At 62.5% G+C, this 18,321-nt stretch carries 8 protein-coding genes; 4 read left to right on the forward strand and 4 right to left on the reverse strand.

Features of this window, described 5'->3' with window-relative positions:
- The first annotated feature begins 508 nt into the window (after window positions 1-508).
- Complete coding sequence (locus tag CAG25_RS12355; protein WP_085611568.1) at window positions 509-9,163, forward strand: retention module-containing protein; 8,655 nt, start codon at window positions 509-511, stop codon at window positions 9,161-9,163.
- Between the two features lie 243 nt (window positions 9,164-9,406).
- On the opposite strand, the gene CAG25_RS12360 is transcribed toward CAG25_RS12355, so the two are convergent.
- The 3 genes from CAG25_RS12360 to CAG25_RS12370 form a co-directional block, all read right to left on the reverse strand.
- Window positions 9,407-9,778, reverse strand: a complete 372-nt coding sequence (locus CAG25_RS12360; RefSeq protein ID WP_085611567.1) for a DUF6124 family protein — start codon at window positions 9,776-9,778, stop codon at window positions 9,407-9,409.
- Window positions 9,779-10,167: 389 nt separating this feature from the next.
- The gene (locus CAG25_RS12365) at window positions 10,168-10,563 is read right to left on the reverse strand and encodes a YbaN family protein (protein WP_065260960.1); all 396 of its coding nucleotides are present in this window, start codon (window positions 10,561-10,563) and stop codon (window positions 10,168-10,170) included.
- Window positions 10,564-10,573: 10 nt separating this feature from the next.
- On the reverse strand, window positions 10,574-11,161 hold the full coding sequence (locus CAG25_RS12370) for a YecA family protein (protein WP_064594261.1): 588 nt from the start codon (window positions 11,159-11,161) through the stop codon (window positions 10,574-10,576).
- A 277-nt stretch (window positions 11,162-11,438) separates the two neighbouring features.
- Here CAG25_RS12370 and recQ point away from each other — a divergent pair, with 277 nt between their 5' ends.
- The 3 genes from recQ to CAG25_RS12385 all read left to right on the forward strand — a co-directional run bounded on the left by recQ (window position 11,439) and on the right by CAG25_RS12385 (window position 16,046).
- Window positions 11,439-13,568: a DNA helicase RecQ gene (gene recQ / locus CAG25_RS12375; RefSeq protein ID WP_085611566.1), complete on the forward strand. Its 2,130-nt coding sequence runs from the start codon at window positions 11,439-11,441 to the stop codon at window positions 13,566-13,568.
- Between the two features lie 134 nt (window positions 13,569-13,702).
- A complete protein-coding gene (locus CAG25_RS12380) occupies window positions 13,703-14,137 on the forward strand; it encodes a MarR family transcriptional regulator (protein ID WP_039765478.1) in 435 nt (144 codons plus the stop codon).
- 127 nt (window positions 14,138-14,264) lie between these two features.
- Window positions 14,265-16,046, forward strand: a complete 1,782-nt coding sequence (locus CAG25_RS12385) for a FimV/HubP family polar landmark protein (protein WP_085611565.1) — start codon at window positions 14,265-14,267, stop codon at window positions 16,044-16,046.
- Between the two features lie 6 nt (window positions 16,047-16,052).
- Here CAG25_RS12385 and CAG25_RS12390 read toward each other — a convergent pair whose 3' ends face one another.
- On the reverse strand, window positions 16,053-18,254 hold the full coding sequence (locus CAG25_RS12390) for a patatin-like phospholipase family protein (RefSeq protein ID WP_085611564.1): 2,202 nt from the start codon (window positions 18,252-18,254) through the stop codon (window positions 16,053-16,055).
- Window positions 18,255-18,321: the final 67 nt, after the last annotated feature.

Here is an 18,321-nt window from a genome sequence, read left to right on the forward strand (position 1 = left end):
TGGTGTTTCGCTGTCGCCAATTTATTGACGATATTTTTAGTAAAAAGCGTTTCATGCCTGTAACAACAGAGCTAAGAACATCCTGAAGCGTAGCTAAGAAAAAATTTTCATAAGGGTTATGCCAAAAAAAACTTATGCGGTTCGCCAAATCCAGCACATTGTTCCACTCGAAAGCCTTTGTTTTATGCGCTTTAGGGAGCACAGAAAGGCTTGAGGAAAGTTCCACTCACTTTGCGACATACGGCGAAGTACTGCTAAAGGGGAGGGACGCGTAGCGGCTGATGAGCGACAGATTTTTGTCACTCGGGTGATTCACCACCGTTACGTAGCGCTAGTGGGCCTGCTGCAGCGAACAGAGATTCCAAGTGCTTGATTTCGCTGGAGTTTATGAACCTGCACAACCTGCGAAACGAACTGTCGAGGTGCGAGCGTCGCCCCGACAACCCGCTTGAGCCATGGGCTGCTTCGCAAACCAGCGCCGACGGTGGTCGGCAGCGGAGGAATGCACATGGCAACGCTCATCGGGATCGTCACTAAAGTCATTGGTCAGGTTTTCGCTCAGTCGGCGGACGGCACTCGTCGCGCACTGGTCGAAGGCGATCGTCTGTTTGCAGGGGATCAATTGATCACCGGGGCGCAGGGGGCGGTTGCCGTTCATCTGCAAAACGGCCAGGAACTGACCCTCGGCCGCGACAGCAGCCTGACCATGACCGGCCAATTGCTCGCCGATCAGGCGGCTCACGTCAATGCACCGGAAGCGGTGACCCCGAGCGAGTCGCAACTGACCGACGTCGAACAGATCCAGAAAGCCATTGCCGCCGGCGATGACCCGACCCAATCCGCCGAAGCGACAGCGGCCGGCCCCGGCGCCACCGGTGGTGCGCCGGGCGCGCTGGGTGGCGGCCACAGTTTCGTGTTGTTGACTGAAGTGGCGGGCCGGGTCGATCCGGTCATTGGTTTCCCCACCGCCGGTTTCAATGGCATTCCCGAGTTTCCCGAAGAACGCCACAACGCGGTGATCGACAACGGTGACGACACTGCGCCGATCGCTCCACCACCACCGCCAGTCAACAATCCGGTAACACTCACCGGGCTGTCTGTTGCCGGTGGCGAATTGAATCTTAACGAAGCCAATCTGCCCGACGGTTCCGCGGCCAACCCTGGCGCGCTGACCCAGACCGGCAGCTTCACGGTGTCGGCGCCGGACGGCCTGAGCAGCCTGAGCATCGGCGGCATCAACGTGATCGTCGGAGGCGTGCCGATCGGTTTCCCGCAATCGATCACCACACAATTGGGCAACACCCTGACCATCACCGGCTACAACCCGGCCACCGGCACGGTCAGTTACAGCTACACCCTCAACGGCAACGAAACGCACGCAGCGGGCGACGGGACGAACAACCTCAGCGAACAGTTCACTGTGATTGCCGGCGACAGCAATGGCGACACCGCGACTGGCACGCTCGATGTCAACATTACCGACGACGTCCCGAAAGCGTTCGATGACAACAATGGCACGGCGTCAGAGACCCAACTGACCCTGACCGGCAACGTCCTGACCAACGACGTGCAAGGCGCCGACCGTGTACCTGTCGGCGAAAACGCCGGCCCGATCACCCCCGGCACCTTCATCGGCACTTACGGCACGTTGGTGCTCAACGCCAACGGCACCTACACCTACACGCTCAATACCAGTGATGCTGATTTCAAGAATCTGCATGGCGGTGGCAATGGCACCGAGACTTTCACTTACACCCTGACCGATGCCGACGGTGACACCAGCACCGCCAACCTCGTGTTGCAGATCCACAACAACGACGATCCTGTGGTCATCAACGGGTTGAACGTCGAGGGCGGCGAACTCACCGTCTACGAGAAAAACCTCGGCGACGGCAGCAACCCCGATGCTCCAGCGCTGACCCAAAGCGGCACCTTCACCATCACCGCACTGGACGGCGTCACCACGCTGACCATCGGCGGCATCGCCGTAGTCACCAATGGCGTGGCGGCTGGCTTCCCGCAATCGGTAACCACGCCACTGGGCAGCACGCTGACCATCACCGGTTTCAACGCCGCCACCGGCGTTGTCAGCTACAGCTACACCCTGGTCGACAACGAAGCGCACCCGAATGCCAACGGCGCCAACGTGCTCAACGAGCAGTTCGCCGTGACCGTGGTCGATGACAACGGCACCACCGCCAATGCGACGCTGGACGTGAACATCGTCGACGACCTGCCAAAAGGCGTGGACGACAGCAACGCCGGCACCGCTTCGGAATCCAACCTCACCTTGAGCGGCAACGTCCTCACCAACGACGTGCAGGGCGCCGACCGCGTACCGACCGGCCCCAATGCCGGCCCGATCACGGCGGGCACTTTCACCGGGACTTACGGGACTCTGGTACTGAACGCCAACGGTACTTACACCTACACCCTCAACACCAGCGACGCCGATTTCAAAGCGCTGCACGGCGGCGGCAACGGCACTGAAACCTTCACCTACACCATCACCGATGCCGACGGCGATACCAGCACCGCGAATCTCGTGCTGCAAATCCACAACAACGACGACCCGGTAATCATCAACGGCCTCGACGTGAATGGCGGCGAGCTCACCGTCTACGAGAAAAACCTCGGCGACGGCAGCAACCCCGATGCTCCAGCGCTGACCCAAAGCGGCACCTTCACCATCACCGCGCTGGACGGCGTCACCACACTGACCATCGGCGGCATTGCCGTGGTCACCAACGGCGTGGCGGCAGGCTTCCCACAATCGGTGACTACGCCACTGGGCAGCACGCTGACCATCACCGGTTTCAACGCCGCCACCGGCGTTGTCAGCTACAGCTACACCCTGGTCGACAACGAAGCGCACCCGAATGCCAACGGCGCCAACGTGCTGAACGAGCAGTTCGCCGTGACCGTAGTCGATGACAACGGCACCACTGCCAACGGCACGCTGGACGTGAACATCGTCGACGACCTGCCAAAAGGCGTGGACGACAGCAACGCCGGCACCGCTTCGGAATCCAACCTCACCTTGGCCGGCAACGTCCTCACCAACGACGTGCAGGGCGCCGACCGCGTACCGACCGGCCCCAACGCCGGCCCGATCACGGCGGGTACGTTCACCGGGACTTACGGGACTTTGGTGCTGAACGCCAACGGCACGTACACCTACACGCTGAACACCAACGATGCAGACTTCAAAAACCTGCACGGCGGCGGCAACGGCACCGAGACCTTCACCTACACCATCACCGATGCCGACGGCGATATCAGCACCGCGAACCTCGTGCTGCAGATTCACAACAACGACGATCCGGTGATCATCAACGGCCTCGACGTGAATGGCGGCGAACTCACCGTCTACGAAAAAAATCTCGGCGACGGCAGCAACCCCGATGCTCCAGCGCTGACCCAAAGCGGCACCTTCACCATCACCGCGCTGGACGGCGTCACCACACTGACCATCGGCGGCATTGCCGTGGTCACCAACGGTGTGGCGGCTGGCTTCCCACAATCGGTGACTACGCCACTGGGCAGCACGCTAACCATCACCGGCTTCAACGCGGTGACTGGCGTCGTCAGCTACAGCTACACCCTGGTCGACAACGAAGCGCACCCGACTGCCAACGGCGCCAATGTCCTGAACGAGCAGTTCGCCGTGACCGTGGTCGATGACAACGGCACCACCGCCAACGCCACGCTGGACGTGAACATCGTCGACGACCTGCCAAAAGGCGTGGACGACAGCAACGCCGGCACCGCTTCGGAAACCAATCTCACACTGAGCGGCAACGTCCTGACCAATGACGTGCAAGGCGCCGACCGTGTACCGACGGGCCCCAATGCCGGCCCGATCACGGCGGGTACGTTCACCGGGACTTACGGCACCCTGGTGCTGAACGCCAACGGCACGTACACCTACACGCTGAACACCAACGATGCAGACTTCAAAAACCTGCACGGCGGCGGCAACGGCACCGAGACCTTCACCTACACCATCACCGATGCCGACGGCGACACCAGTACCGCCAACCTGGTGCTGAACATCCACAACAACGACGATCAGGTGTACCTCAACGGCCTCGACGTCAACGGCGGCGAACTCACCGTCTACGAGAAAAACCTCAGCGACGGCACCAGCCCCAACACCCCGGCACTGACCCAGAGCGGCACTTTCACCGTCACCGCGCTCGACGGTCTGCAAACCCTGACCGTGGGTGGCATTGCCGTGATCACCAACGGTGTCGCGGCCGGCTTCCCGCAATCGACCGTCACCCCGCTGGGCAGCACGCTGACCATCACTGGATACGACCCGGCCACGGGCGTGGTCAGCTACAGCTACACCCTGGTGGATAACGAAACCCATCCGACCGCCAACGGCGCCAACAGCATCACCGAGAACTTCAACGTGGTGGCGACGGACACCGACGGCAGCACCGCCACCGGACAGATCAACGTCAACATCATCGACGACCTGCCGACCGCCAAACCCGACGCGACGTCGGTGCAGGAGGGCGGCACCGTCAGCGGCAACGTGCTGGACAACGACATCGGCGGCGCCGACGGCCCGGCAGCCAGTGGCGCGGTAGTGGGCGTGCGCGCCGGCTCCGACACCTCGACCTCGGCCATCGGCGGCCTCAACAGCAACATCAACGGCACTTACGGCTACCTGACCCTCGACGCCAACGGCAACGCGGTCTATCACAGCAACCCGAATGCCGTGAGCGGCCCGGGTGCGGTGGATGTGTTCGTGTACACCGTGCGCGATTCCGACGGCGATGAAAGCACCACCACCATCACCATCGACGTCTACAACAGCTGCCTCAAAGCCGTCAGCGACACCGACGTCACCGTGTACGAAAAAGCCCTCGACCTGACCAAGGACGGCCAGGATCTGGCCGCTGGCACGGTCACCGGCAGCGATCCGACCAGCACTGGCGAAACCGCGTCGGGCACGCTGGTCGGCTCGGTCACCGGCGCGGTCGGTGCGATCAGCTACGCGCTGGTCGGCAGCGCCACCGGCAACTACGGGCAAATCGTGCTCAACCCCGACGGCACATACACCTACACCCTGACCTCTCCGGCCAGCACCACCCCGCACGCCGATGACGGCGCCAACACCCTGACCGAAACCTTCACCTACCAGGCCACCGATTCGCTGGGCAACGTCGTCACCAGCACCCTCGTGGTCAGCATCGTCGATGACGTGCCGAAGGCGATCAACGACAGCAACGCCAGCACCGCGTCGGAAAACCAGTTGACCCTCAACGGCAACGTGCTGACCAACGACGTGCAAGGCGCCGACGTGGTGGCGACCGGCCCGAATGCCGGCCCGATCACCCCCGGCACCTTCACTGGCACTTACGGCACCCTGGTGCTGAACGCCAACGGCACTTACACCTACACGCTGAACACCAACGATGCAGACTTCAAAAACCTGCACGGCGGTGGCAACGGCACCGAGACCTTCACCTACACCCTGACCGATGCCGACGGCGACACCAGCACCGCCAACCTGGTGCTGAACATTCACAACAACGACGATCCGGTGGTCCTCAACGGCCTCGACGTGAATGGTGGCGAACTCACCGTCTACGAGAAAAACCTCAGCGACGGCACCAGCCCCGACACCCCGGCGCTGACCCAGAGCGGCACCTTCACCGTGACGGCCCTCGACGGTCTGCAAACCCTGACCGTGGGCGGCATCGCCGTGATGACCAACGGCGTGGCCGCCGGCTTCCCGCAATCGACCGTCACCCCGCTGGGCAGCACGTTGACCATCACCGGATACGACCCGGCCACGGGCGTGGTCAGCTACAGCTACACCCTGGTGGATAACGAAACCCATCCGACCGCCAACGGCGCCAACAGCCTCACCGAGAACTTCAACGTGGTGGCGACGGACACCGACGGCAGCACCGCGACCGGGCAGATCAACGTCAACATCATCGATGACTTGCCGACCGCCAAGGCCGACACCGGCTCGGTGGCGGAGGGCGGCACGGTCAACATCAGCGTGCTGGGCAATGACATCAGTGGCGCGGATGGCGCGGCGATCGTGGTCGGCGTGCGCGCCGGCGGCAACACTGCGACCTCGGCCATCGGCGGCCTCAACAGCAACATCAACGGCAACTACGGCTACCTGACCCTCGATGCGGCGGGCAATGCGGTCTATCACAGCAACCCGAACTCCGTGAGCCCGCCGGGCGCCACCGACACATTCACCTACACCATCCGCGACAGTGACGGCGATGAAAGCACCACCACCATCACCGTCAACGTCGCCGACAGCAAGCTTGTGGCCTCGACCGATCAGGACGTCACCGTCTACGAGAAAGCCCTCGACCTGACCAAGGACGGGCAAGACCTGGCCCCCGGCACGGTCACCGGCAGTGACCCGGGCAACACTGGCGAAACCGCCACCGGCACGCTGGTCGGTTCAGTCAGCGGCGGCAGCGGGGCGATCACCTACACCCTGGTCGGCAGCGCCACCGGCACTTACGGGCAGATCCAGCTCAACGCCGACGGCACCTACACTTACACCCTGACCTCGGCGCCGAAAACCACGCCGAACGCCAACGACGGGCCGAACACCCTGAGCGAAAGCTTTACCTACAAAGCCACCGATGCGCTGGGCAACAGCACCACCAGCACCATCGTGGTCAACATCGTCGACGACGTGCCAAAAGCGGTGGCGTCGGATCGTTCGGTGGCGGCGGTGGAGATCGACTCCAACATCCTCATCGTTCTCGACATCTCCGGCAGCATGGCCGACGCCTCCGGCGTACCGGGCCTGTCGCGGCTGGAACTGGCCAAGCAGGCGATCAGCGCCTTGCTCGACAAGTACGATGATCTGGGCGATGTGAAAGTGCAGCTCGTCACCTTCAGCAGCAACGCCACCGACCGCACTTCGGTGTGGGTCGATATCGCCACGGCCAAGACCCTTCTGGCCAGCCTCAGCGCGGGCGGCGGCACCAACTACGACGCCGCTGTGGCGACCATGTACAACGCGTTCAACACCTCGGGCAAACTCACCGGGGCGCAGAACGTCGGCTACTTCTTCTCCGACGGCAAACCCAACGAGGGTGACATCGGCACCGCCGACGAAGCGACGCTCAAGGCGTTCCTCGATGCCAACAACATCAAGAACTACGCGATCGGCCTGGGCAGCGGCGTGAGCAACGCCAACCTCGATCCGCTGGCGTACGACGGCATCACGCACACCAACACCAACGCGGTGGTGGTCACCGACCTCAATCAACTGAACTCGGTCTTGTCCGGCACGGTGCAGGGCGCGCCGGTCACCGGTTCGTTTATCGGCGAGGGCGGCACGTTCGGCGCCGATGGCGGGTTCATCAAATCCATCGTGGTCGACGGCACCACCTACACCTATGACCCGAAAGCCAACGGCGGTCAGGGTTCACTGGTCGCCAGCGGCGGCGCCAACCACGGCACGTTCAACACGGTGAACAACACCCTGAGCATCGCCACCAACAACAGCGGCACCCTGGTGGTCAACCTCGACACCGGCGACTACAGCTACACCTCGCAAAAAACCACCGCCGTGGTGATCACCGAAAACATCGGCTTCACCCTCAGCGACAACGATGGCGACCTCGCCAGCTCGACGCTGACCGTGAAAGTGATCCCCAACGCGCCTCCGGTGGCGGCGGACGACCACATCATCACCAACGTGCTGTCGGGCAACATCGTGGTGCCGGGCGAGCTGTTGCTGGCCAACGACACCGACCTCAACGGCGACACCCTCAACGCCACGCCGACCTCGTTCAACACCGGCTGGATCTCCAGATCGGCAGACTTCACCGGCAGCGGCGCGATCAGCTTCACCGGCACCAACGCCAACACCGCCGCCAATCAGAACCTGGCCAACGTGCGTAACTCGTTCAGCGCCAACGCCGCCACCATGACCGCCGTGCTGGTGGTCAGCGGCTACCTCGGCGCGGTGACCAACACCAACGCCAACGATGAAGACCGCATCACCGTCAACCTGCGCCAGGGCGAAACCCTCAACCTGGACCACAACCTGGCGGCCGGTCACATCACCATGGAGTACTCGATCAACGGCGGCGCTTACATTGCCCTCGCGGACGGCCAGACCCTGACCGCGACGTCCGACGGCGTCTACCAGATCCACATCACCAACATCAGCAACACCACGGGCAGCAACGCCAACGCGGCGGAGAACTACCAGCTGACCATGACCCTCAACTACGCCGGGGCCCACGACATCACCCCGGACTACCACGGCACCTACACCGCCAACGACAACCACGGCGGCAGCGACACGGCAAACGTGACCATCAGCTATCAGGACGGCCACACCCTCACTGGGACCTCGGGCGATGACGTACTGGTGGCGGGCACCGGCGACAACATCATCAATGCCGGCGACGGCAACGACGTGCTCACCGCTGGCTCCGGCAACAACGAACTGCACGGCGGCGCCGGCAACGACTTGCTCTACAGCGGCCGGGGCAACGATTTGCTCGACGGTGGCACTGGCATCGACACCGCCAGCTACGCCCACGCGACCGCCGGGGTGACGGTCAACCTCGGCCTGCTCGGTGCGCAAAACACCATTGGCGCCGGCACAGACACCCTGACCGGCATCGAAAACCTCGTCGGCTCGAACTTCAACGACACCCTCACCGGCGACAACAATAACAACGTGATCAACGGCGGCCTGGGCAACGATATCCTCAACGGCGGCGGGGGCGATGACCTGCTGATCGGCGGGATGGGCAACAACACCCTGACCGGCGGACCGGGTGCCGACACCTTCCAGTGGCTCAAGGGCAACAGCGGTCACGACCTCGTCACCGACTTCACCCCCGGCACCGACAAGCTCGACCTGTCGCAACTGCTGCAAGGTGAAAACGGCACGTCGGCGTCACTGGATGACTACCTGCACTTCACCGTCACCGGCAGCGGCGCCTCGGTCATGACCAGCATCGACGTCAGCGCCATGGCCGGCGCCACGCCGAACCAGACCATCGACCTGGCCGGCGTCAACCTCGCCAGCCACTACGGTGTGACGCCGGGGGCGGGTGGGTTGATCGCCAGCGGGCACGACACGGCGACCATCATCAACGGCATGCTCAATGATCATTCGTTGAAGGTGGATACGGTTTGATCTGAACGCTGAAACGACAAAACCCGCCGCCCCGATCAAACGGGACGGCGGGTTTTTCATGCCGCAAGTGATGTGTTGCCTGGGAGTGAGCCTTCGTCGGATCGCCGCCCGGAGCAAGGTCATGCGTCTAGCACACCTTTAAACCACGCCGCCGTACCTGTGGGAGCGGGCTTGCCCCGGGCGGCGATCCGACGAAGGCGTCATGTCTGTCACGCATTATTCGCGACAGTGCATTTACCTTCTTTACACCGCTGCTTCGGTTTTCAACTCCAGATTATCCAGCACCCGATTCACCGCCAGCTCACCCAGCATGATCAGCTGCGCAATCCCCAACAACACATGCCGATGCGAGCCATCCACCAACCCGGCGAAGTCATTGGCCATGGTCTTGGCCGAAGTCAGGGTTTCGCAGGCGTCGGCCAGCAGTTCTTCGCTGTCGATGCCGGGGGCGATGAGGTAGCGGGTGTTGGGTTTGAGCAGCGGTTTTCGGGGGAGGAGGGGATTGAGGTAGTGATCGAGCGCGCGCTCGGCGGCTTCGTGGAATTTCTTGGAGTCGAGGGTTTCGTAGGGGGAAGTCGAATCGACTTCGGGCGGGTTTGGCGTTGGTTTGATCATGGCGAATCTCCGTGATTGGATTTGGCCGCCACGACTCATCGCTAAACAAGTAAAGGTGGCGGCTGTACGCAGGTTAGCGATCCGGGTCACAGAAACCCCGGGTAGACCCGAAGGTCTCCCACGCACAGCCACCATTACGCCAAGTGCAGAGAAGAGACTGCAATCGGGATTGGGCGTTGTTGCGTCTGTGGGGAGCCGGATCGCTAAACCCGATCGCTGCTGTTCAGCGACCGGCAAACAATAGAACCCGCCCCCAAGGCGCACAAGCCGGCGGAGTCTGGCGGATGCGTAGGCAAAGGCGCAAGGTTGCGTGGCCTTGCGGACATGTTCTTAAACATGATTCAACTGGGTGTCAGGTTGAAAGGACTGAGTTGCGCCATCGCCCCTTGTCAGGATTTGCGCAACGTCTTCTGCCGCAAGATATAAACCGTCACCAGCACCGCGCTGGTCAACATGAACCCCCGGGCCCAAGGCAGCGGCACCAGGTAGCACGAGAACAGAATGCTCGCCCACATCAGCCCGATCGCGTAGACCTTGCCCTTGAGCGGAATGCCGTTGCCATCCAGGTAATCGCGGATCCATGGTCCGAGCCGGGGATGCTCGACCAGCCATTGATAGAAACGCGGAGAGCTGCGGGCGAAGCAGGCGGCTGCCAGCAGGAGGAAGGGGGTGGTGGGGAGAACAGGCAGGAAAATCCCGATCACCCCCAATGCCACGCTCAGCCAGCCGATGGCCAGCAGGATGTAGCGCAACATCAGGGGGCGGTTGCCTATGGGATTGTCCATAGGCCGGATCTTAGTGGTGACGTGGCTTGAGGATCGCCGGTTTTTCGTCGGGCGCCTGGCACAGCAGGTACAGCGCGGTCAGGGCTTCCGGGATCTGCACGATCATGTCGTCCATCAGGTTGGCGTCCTTGGCGATGTCTTCGAACTCAGGCTGTTCGTCGAACAGGCCCGAACCGACCATGATCGGCAGGAGCATTTCGCTGACTTCTTCTTCGGCGGTTTCGAACCAGGCCGCTTCGCGCAGGAACACCCCTTCCATGAAGCCGATGCACCAGCCGCGCAGTTCGGAATCGTCCGGGTCGTCGCCCAGGTCCAGCTCGCATGGCAGCTCGAACTCTTCGTCCGACGCCAGTTGGCGGGCGATGTGGGCCTTGAGGCCGATCAGCGTGGCTTCGATCTCTTCACGCTGCGCTTCGCTGCTGTAATGCGGCTCTTCGGCGAACAGGGCGTCGATCCATTCACGCTCCGGCACCACGTCGGCGCAGATCGACAGCGCAGTCAGGTAACCGTGAGCGGCCACGTAGTCCAGCGCCTCTTCATGCAGCTCGTCGGCGTCGAGGAAGACTTGCAGGCGGGTTAGTTGCTCGGCGAAGGACATTAAAGGGCTACCTTGGGGGAATAAACAATGCGGGAATTCTAGGCCTTCTTGAGCCCTCAAGCCAGCCGCACGGCAGATTTGCCCGAACAAGCTTCTTATCGGCGGTGCCCTCTGCCGAGGAGGGCTCGGGTATACTGCCGCGCTTTGCGATCCCTGCCGGTGTCGCGGCTGATTGTGTAGGGCGCGATGCAATGCGCGCTTACGTTTTGTTTAAAGCAGCCTCGGCTGTCTTGAACCAGCCTGTGCAGGGATGTTTCGGTGGATTTTTGGAGTTTTTATGCTCGAACAGGCTCAACGCGTCCTCAAGGACATCTTCGGCTACGACAGTTTCCGTGGCCGTCAGGGTGCAATCATTGAGCGCGTGGCCAGTGGCGGTGATGCCCTTGTCCTGATGCCGACCGGCGGCGGTAAATCCCTGTGCTTCCAGGTGCCGGCGCTGTTGCGCGACGGTCTGGCGGTGGTGGTCTCGCCGCTGATCGCGTTGATGGACGATCAGGTCGCCACCCTCGAAGAGCTGGGCGTGGCCGCCGCCGCGTTGAACTCCACCCTGAGCGCCGAACAGCAGCGCGACCTCGCCAACCGGATCAAGCGCGGCGAAGTGAAGATGCTTTATCTGGCGCCGGAGCGGCTGGTGCAGCCGCGCATGCTGTCGTTCCTGCAAGGCTTGAACATTGCGCTGTTCGCCATCGACGAAGCGCACTGCGTATCACAATGGGGCCATGACTTCCGCCCGGAATACCTGCAACTGGGGCAGTTGGCGGAAATGTTCCCCGACGTGCCGCGCATTGCCCTGACCGCCACCGCCGACAAGCGTACCCGCGAAGAAATCGTCACCCGCCTGCACCTGCAGAATGCCGAGCGTTTCCTCTCGAGTTTCGACCGGCCGAACATCTTCTACCGCATCGTGCCCAAGGAGCAGCCGCGCAAGCAGTTGCTGGCGTTCCTTGCCGAGCGGCGCAGTGACGCCGGCATCGTCTACTGCCTGTCGCGCAAGAAAGTGGAGGAGGTGGCCGCGTTTCTCACCGAGCAGGGCTTCCCGGCGCTGCCGTATCACGCCGGTCTGCCCAACGATCTGCGCGCCTATCACCAGAAGCGCTTCCTCAACGAGGAAGGCCTGATCATGGTCGCCACCGTGGCGTTCGGCATGGGCATCGACAAACCCAACGTGCGCTTCGTCGCTCACCTCGACCTGCCGAAATCCCTTGAAGCCTATTACCAGGAAACCGGACGCGGTGGCCGTGATGGCCTGCCGGCGGACGCCTGGATGGCCTACGGTCTGCAAGACGTGGTGATGCTCAAGCAGATGCTGCAGAACTCCGAGGGCGACGAGCGCCACAAGCGTCTGGAGCAGCACAAGCTCGATGCCATGCTCTCGCTCTGCGAAGAAACCCGCTGCCGCCGTCAGGCGCTGCTGGCGTATTTCGATGAAGACATGCCGGAGCCGTGCGGTCACTGCGACAACTGCACCGACGGCGTGCAGACCTGGGACGCCACCGAGCCTGCGCGTCAGGCGCTGTCGGCGATCTATCGCACCGGCCAGCGTTACGGCGTCGGCCATCTGGTGGACGTGCTGCTGGGCAAGGACAACGAAAAGGTCCGCAGCTTCGGCCATCAGCACCTGTCGGTGTACGGCGTCGGCAAGGCGCTGGGGGAGAGCGAATGGCGCTCGCTGTTCCGCCAGTTGGTGGCCCGTGGTCTGGCGGATGTCGATCACGAAGGCTATGGCGGCCTGCGATTGAGCGATACCTGCCGGCCTTTGCTCAAGGGCGAAGTGACCCTTGAACTGCGCCGCGACCTCAAACCACAAATCACCGCCAAGAGCGGCAGCAAGAGCCAGGCCAGTCAATTGGTGCGTGGCGAAGAGCGCGAACAGTGGGAAGCCTTGCGCGCCCTGCGGCGCAAACTGGCGGAAGAACACGGCGTGCCGCCGTACGTCATCTTCCCCGACTCGACCCTGCTGGAAATGCTCCGCAGCCAGCCGACCTCGCTGGCGGACATGGCCCGGGTCAGCGGCGTCGGCGCGCGCAAGCTGGAGCGTTACGGCGAGGCCTTCCTCGAAGTGCTCGGCGGCGAGGCCGAGGCGCCGAAAGTGGTGGCCGACGTGCGTCACGAACTGATCACCCTGGCCCGCGCCGGCATGACGCCGTTGCAGATCTCCGGTCAGTTGCAGTGCTCGGAAAAGAATGTCTACACCATGCTCGCCGAAGCCATTGGCAAGCAGCAACTGTCGCTGGAACAGGCGCTGGACCTGCCGGAAGACCTGATGGGCGAAGTACAGGATGCTTTCCTCGACGGCGAAGGCGAGTTGCCGTCGGTCGCCGAAGTGGCCGAGCTGTTTGCCGGTCGTGTTCCGGAAGGCGTGCTGTATTGCGTAAGGGCTGCGCTGCAATCCGAGTTTGAATTGTAAGAGGGCGTTTGTGCCAACCGTTATACGGTTGTAACGATTCAGTACAGGACGCCTCTTGCCTATAGCCAAATGTCATGCTTAGCTGACTAATAATTAGTTTTTCTCTATTTGTTCAGTCTAATCATGAGTGTTTTATGCCGTTAACCGATCAACACCGTTTTGGCATGCAATTGGCCCAGATGTCCCGTGGCTGGCGTGCCGAACTCGATCGCCGGCTGGCCGGCCTGGGCTTGTCCCAGGCGCGCTGGCTGGTGCTGCTGCATCTGGCGCGCTTCGAAGAGGCGCCGACCCAGCGGGAGCTGGCGCAAAGCGTCGGCGTCGAAGGGCCGACCCTGGCCCGTCTGCTCGACAGCCTGGAAAGCCAGGGCCTGGTGCAACGCCAGTCCGTGATGGAAGACCGCCGGGCGAAAAAAATCGTGCTGTGTGCTCCGGCCTTGCCGCTGATCGAACAGATCGAAACCATCGCCACGCAACTGCGCAAGGAATTGTTCGAGGGCGTCGACGAAGCGGATTTGAAGGTGTGCATGCGGGTTCACGGGCACATTCTGGCTAACCTGGAAAAGTCTTGAGGCATAACCGCGTGCCGTTTTTTTGAGAGATCGCGCTGGGCGGACTATAAGAACTACTGGGCAATATCGTGTTCGTACCGGATGTGCGAACGCATAGAAGTCGGTTTTGCTTATTCAAGGGATGCTCATGCTCGGAAGTCGGCACGTGGTACTGCGTTGCGCCAACTCGCTGTTGGTGGCCGGTGTTCTCACCTGGTCCACCGCCTCATTGGCGCTGGGGCTCGGTGACATCACCGTGCATTCAGCCCTCAATCAGCCGCTCAAGGCTGACATCGCGCTGGTGGATGTCGGGGGCGTCAGTGAAAGCGAACTGGCGGTCCGTCTGGCCTCGGCGGACGAGTTTGGCCGCGCCGGTATCGAGCGCGTGTTTTTTCTCAATGACCTCAAGTTCACCCCGATCCTGCGCGCCAATCGCAACATGATCCGGGTGACTTCGACCAAACCGGTCAACGAACCCTTTCTGAATTTCCTGGTGCAGCTCGATCAGCCCAACGGCCACCTGCTGCGCGAATACACCGTGCTGATCGACCCGCCGGGCTCACCGGGAATTGTCCCGGCCACCGACGAGCCAACGGCGCGCGCGCAATCCTCGGAATTCCCGATCCCCGAGACTCCCACCGCAACTACGCCGGCCAAACCTGCTGCGCCGGTGCAGCCACCGGCTCCGGTCGCCGCCGCGCAGGCCGAGCAACTGGCGGCGAGCATTCTGCAGAACCAGCAACTGCAAAAAACCATCGATGCATTGAACGTGAAGCTTCAGGCGCAGGAAGTGCTGATCGCTGACGGCAAGAAACAGCTCGGTGATTTGCAGGCCCGTCTGATTGAAGTGCAACAGGCACCCCCAGTGACCGCAGCGCCCGTGGCACCTGTGCCGGCGCCGGTCATTGCCCCGGTTGAGTCCCAAGAGGATTCACTCAACTGGCCGCTGCTCGGCGGATTGTTGCTGGTATTGGGGTTGCTGGTGGCGGGGTTGTATGTGCGCCGGCAACGCCAGCAGGCGCAAGGGACTGCTGCGCCGTTGCCGTTCCTGCCGGTACGAAACGAACCCCCGGTCGACGACGCCGAACCGATGCAGCCGAGTGCCGGTCACAGTGCTGTCGAACATCGCGAGGAACACGCCAACGGCGATGTGCTGGAAGCGGTCGGCATTTATCTGGCCTACGGACGCTTGGGCGAGGCTGCCGGTCTGTTGCGCGATGCGTTGCAGCGGGAACCGGAGCGCATCGACCTTGGCGTGCAGTTGCTTGAAGTGCTGGGGCGGCAGGGCGACACGCCGATCTATGACGAGCAGGAAAACCGCCTGCGCCAGCTCGGGGTCGAGGATCAGCGCTTGCAGGAGATTCGCGCCCGCTACCCGAAACTGGCCAGCGCCGCACCTCTGGCGGCAGCGCCTCCGGTGATTGCTGCGCTGCCGATCGAACCCCCTGTGGAGCCGGAACCCGAAGACAATTTCGAACTGAACCTGGATCAGCTCTCGATGGCGTCGAGTTGGGATCTTGAGGAGACTCGCTCCACCACCGACGCACCTGAACAGGCGCCATCAACGCTCGGCTCCGATCTGCAGGTACTGCCACAGGATTTCGAATTGCCGGAAACCCTGCCCGACGATACCGAAACCGCCGAACTGGAATGGATCGCCGAGCCGGAAGCGCAGCCGCTGGATGAGGACTTTCTCAACGAGTTTGGCGATCCCGGTTCGTCGCTCTCGTTGGAACCACTGGAGCTACATGCTCCTGAACTGGAGCCCGAACCCTCAGACGCCGCCAACGCCGGCAAACTCGAACAGGCCCAGACCTGCATCGACGACGGCGATATCGACAGCGCCATTGCCTTGCTCAACGAACTGCTCAAGGAAGCCGACGAACCCCTCAAGCAAACGGCGCGCACGCTGTTGGCGGGGATTCGCTGACCGCTGTCAGAAGGTCTGCCCGAGGTTCAGGTACACCGCCTGCTCATCCGCATCGTTCAGTCCATAGCTGAAGTTCAGCGGCCCCAGCGGCGTATCGAAGCCGATGAACACGCTGGCGGCGTTGATGTAGCCACTGTCGAACTCGTTGTCGTTGTTCCACGCCCGGCCGCGTTCCAGCGAGGCGCCGGCGTACAGCGGGAAGTCCAGCGGCAGGTACGAGCGCGGGGTGAGGCGGCGGTAATACACCGCACGCATCAGACTGACGTTCTGCCCGGAGATGGCGTCCTCGCGGAAACCGGACAGTTGCCGGGCACCGCCGAGCAGGAAACTGGAGGTCACCACGTTGGCATCGTCCAGCGTTCGACCGTAACGACCGCCGAGAATCAGCGTATCCGGGCCACTGCTCATGGCCTTGTCCAGTTTGAACTCCCACTGTCGGTAGCGCGTGTCGGAACCCAGGCTTGGCTCGAACTGCACCAGCGTCAGGCCGATGTCTTCGCCTTCATGGGGGTAGTAGACGTTGTCCAGCGAGTCAAAGGAGTACTTCAGCGCATAGAACCCTTCGTTGAAGTTTTCGCTCGGCAGGTCCTGATCGCCGATCCGTACATCGGCCTTGCCCCAAGCCTCGCCGACGCCGAAACGCACTTCGCCGCTGTTGCCGATCTGCCGGCCGACATTCAGGCCGAAGCCGTAGCGCTCGACGCGATACTGGGCGATCGGATCGTTGTCCAGCACCGAGTCGACGTTTTGTGCGGCGAACGACGCATAAGGCGCCACGAAGTAGCGAGAGCCCACGTCCAGCGGCTGGTAGAACTCGCTGTACAACTCTTGTTTATCGCCGATCTGCGCCCGGGTCAGCCATTCCGCGCCGAGCCGGTTGATGCCGTTCATGCGGTAACTGGCGCCGAGGTTGAAGGCGCTGTCGCCACGCATGTCGTCCGACAGGCTGAGGCCGACCCGCAGGTAATCGGTGCCGGTGCGTTTGCCGCGCGCGCTGATCACCAGCGTGTGATCCTTGCCCTTGTGCACCACGCGGTATTGCACCTGCTCGAAATAATCGAGGCCGTACAGGGTGCCCATGTCGGTTTGCAGGCGACCCAGGTCCAGCGGTTCGCCGATGTGCTGGCGGATGTAGTAGCGGATCACGTCATCGCCGACTTTCGAGTCGTTCTCGACCTTGATCGCAGTGATGATCGGCGTGCGCTGGCCCGGCGCGCGGGCGGCGTTGAGCTCAGCGTCCTGAGACTGCACGGGTTTGAGGCGGGCAAGGCGTACGTCCAGGGCCTGGGTCGCTCGGTAGCCGGCGTCGATCATTTCCTGGCCACGGCCGAAGTCGGTGGAACCGAAGCTCGCCAGCGGCGGCTGGATCAGCACGTCATTGGGGTGCAGGGTCGCCAGTTGCTCTTCGGAGTTGCGTCGGGTCATCAGGGTGATCGACTGGTTCAGCACATCGACCACGGTCACCAGTTGCTTGCGGTTGCGCAGCGGGGTGCCGATGTCGACCACGATGGCCACGTCGACGCCCATTTCCCGGGCCACGTCGAGGGGAATGTTGTCGGTCATGCCGCCATCCACCAGCAGTCTGCCGTCGAGTTCGACCGGGGCGAACACTGCCGGGATCGACATGCTGGCGCGGATCACCTGGGGCAGATGGCCCTTGCGGAACACCACTTTTTCGCCGTTGGCGATGTCGGTGGTCACGGCGCGGAACGGGATCGGTAGCTTGTCGAAATCCCGGGTGTCGCTGGTATGGGCCAACAGGCTTTCGAGCAGCAGCGCGAGGTTCTGGCCTTGAATCACGCCCAAGGGCAGGCCGAGGCTGCCGTCGTCGCGAAAGCTCAGCTTCTGTTTCACCAGAAAATCGCGGTCGTCCTGCTTGCGCCGGAACGGTACGTCTTTGCGGGGCGGGGCGTCGGACAATGCCTGCTGCCAGTCGATGGTCAGGGCGAGTTTTTCCAGCTCGTCAATCTTGTAGCCCGAGGCGTACAACCCGCCGACCACCGCGCCCATGCTGGTGCCGGCAATCGCATCGATCTTGATACCTTGCTCTTCCAGCGCCTTGAGCACACCGATGTGCGCCAGGCCACGGGCCGCGCCGCCGGACAGCACCAGGCCGACTTTCGGGCGTGTGGTCTCACTGGCATGGGCGCTGACACCAGCGAACAGGGGTAGGAAACCAAGCAACAGGCAGATCAGCAGACGACGCATCGTGAGTCTCGGGGCGAGCGATAAAGCCGGCTATTATAGCGGCGCCCTCTGGCTCAGGAGTTTCAGC

The organism is Pseudomonas sp. B16(2017), assembly GCF_002113205.1.
In the GTDB taxonomy this organism is placed as follows: domain Bacteria; phylum Pseudomonadota; class Gammaproteobacteria; order Pseudomonadales; family Pseudomonadaceae; genus Aquipseudomonas; species Aquipseudomonas pharyngis.

Coding starts and splice junctions, on each gene's coding strand:
- CAG25_RS12365 (WP_065260960.1), bottom strand. CDS start 10,563: ATGGACAATCCCATAGGCAACCGCCCCCTGATGTTGCGCTACATCCTG.
- CAG25_RS12370 (WP_064594261.1), bottom strand. CDS start 11,161: ATGTCCTTCGCCGAGCAACTAACCCGCCTGCAAGTCTTCCTCGACGCC.
- CAG25_RS12360 (WP_085611567.1), bottom strand. CDS start 9,778: ATGATCAAACCAACGCCAAACCCGCCCGAAGTCGATTCGACTTCCCCC.
- CAG25_RS12390 (WP_085611564.1), bottom strand. CDS start 18,254: ATGCGTCGTCTGCTGATCTGCCTGTTGCTTGGTTTCCTACCCCTGTTC.
- CAG25_RS12380 (WP_039765478.1), top strand. CDS start 13,703: ATGCCGTTAACCGATCAACACCGTTTTGGCATGCAATTGGCCCAGATG.
- CAG25_RS12355 (WP_085611568.1), top strand. CDS start 509: ATGGCAACGCTCATCGGGATCGTCACTAAAGTCATTGGTCAGGTTTTC.
- CAG25_RS12385 (WP_085611565.1), top strand. CDS start 14,265: ATGCTCGGAAGTCGGCACGTGGTACTGCGTTGCGCCAACTCGCTGTTG.
- recQ (WP_085611566.1), top strand. CDS start 11,439: ATGCTCGAACAGGCTCAACGCGTCCTCAAGGACATCTTCGGCTACGAC.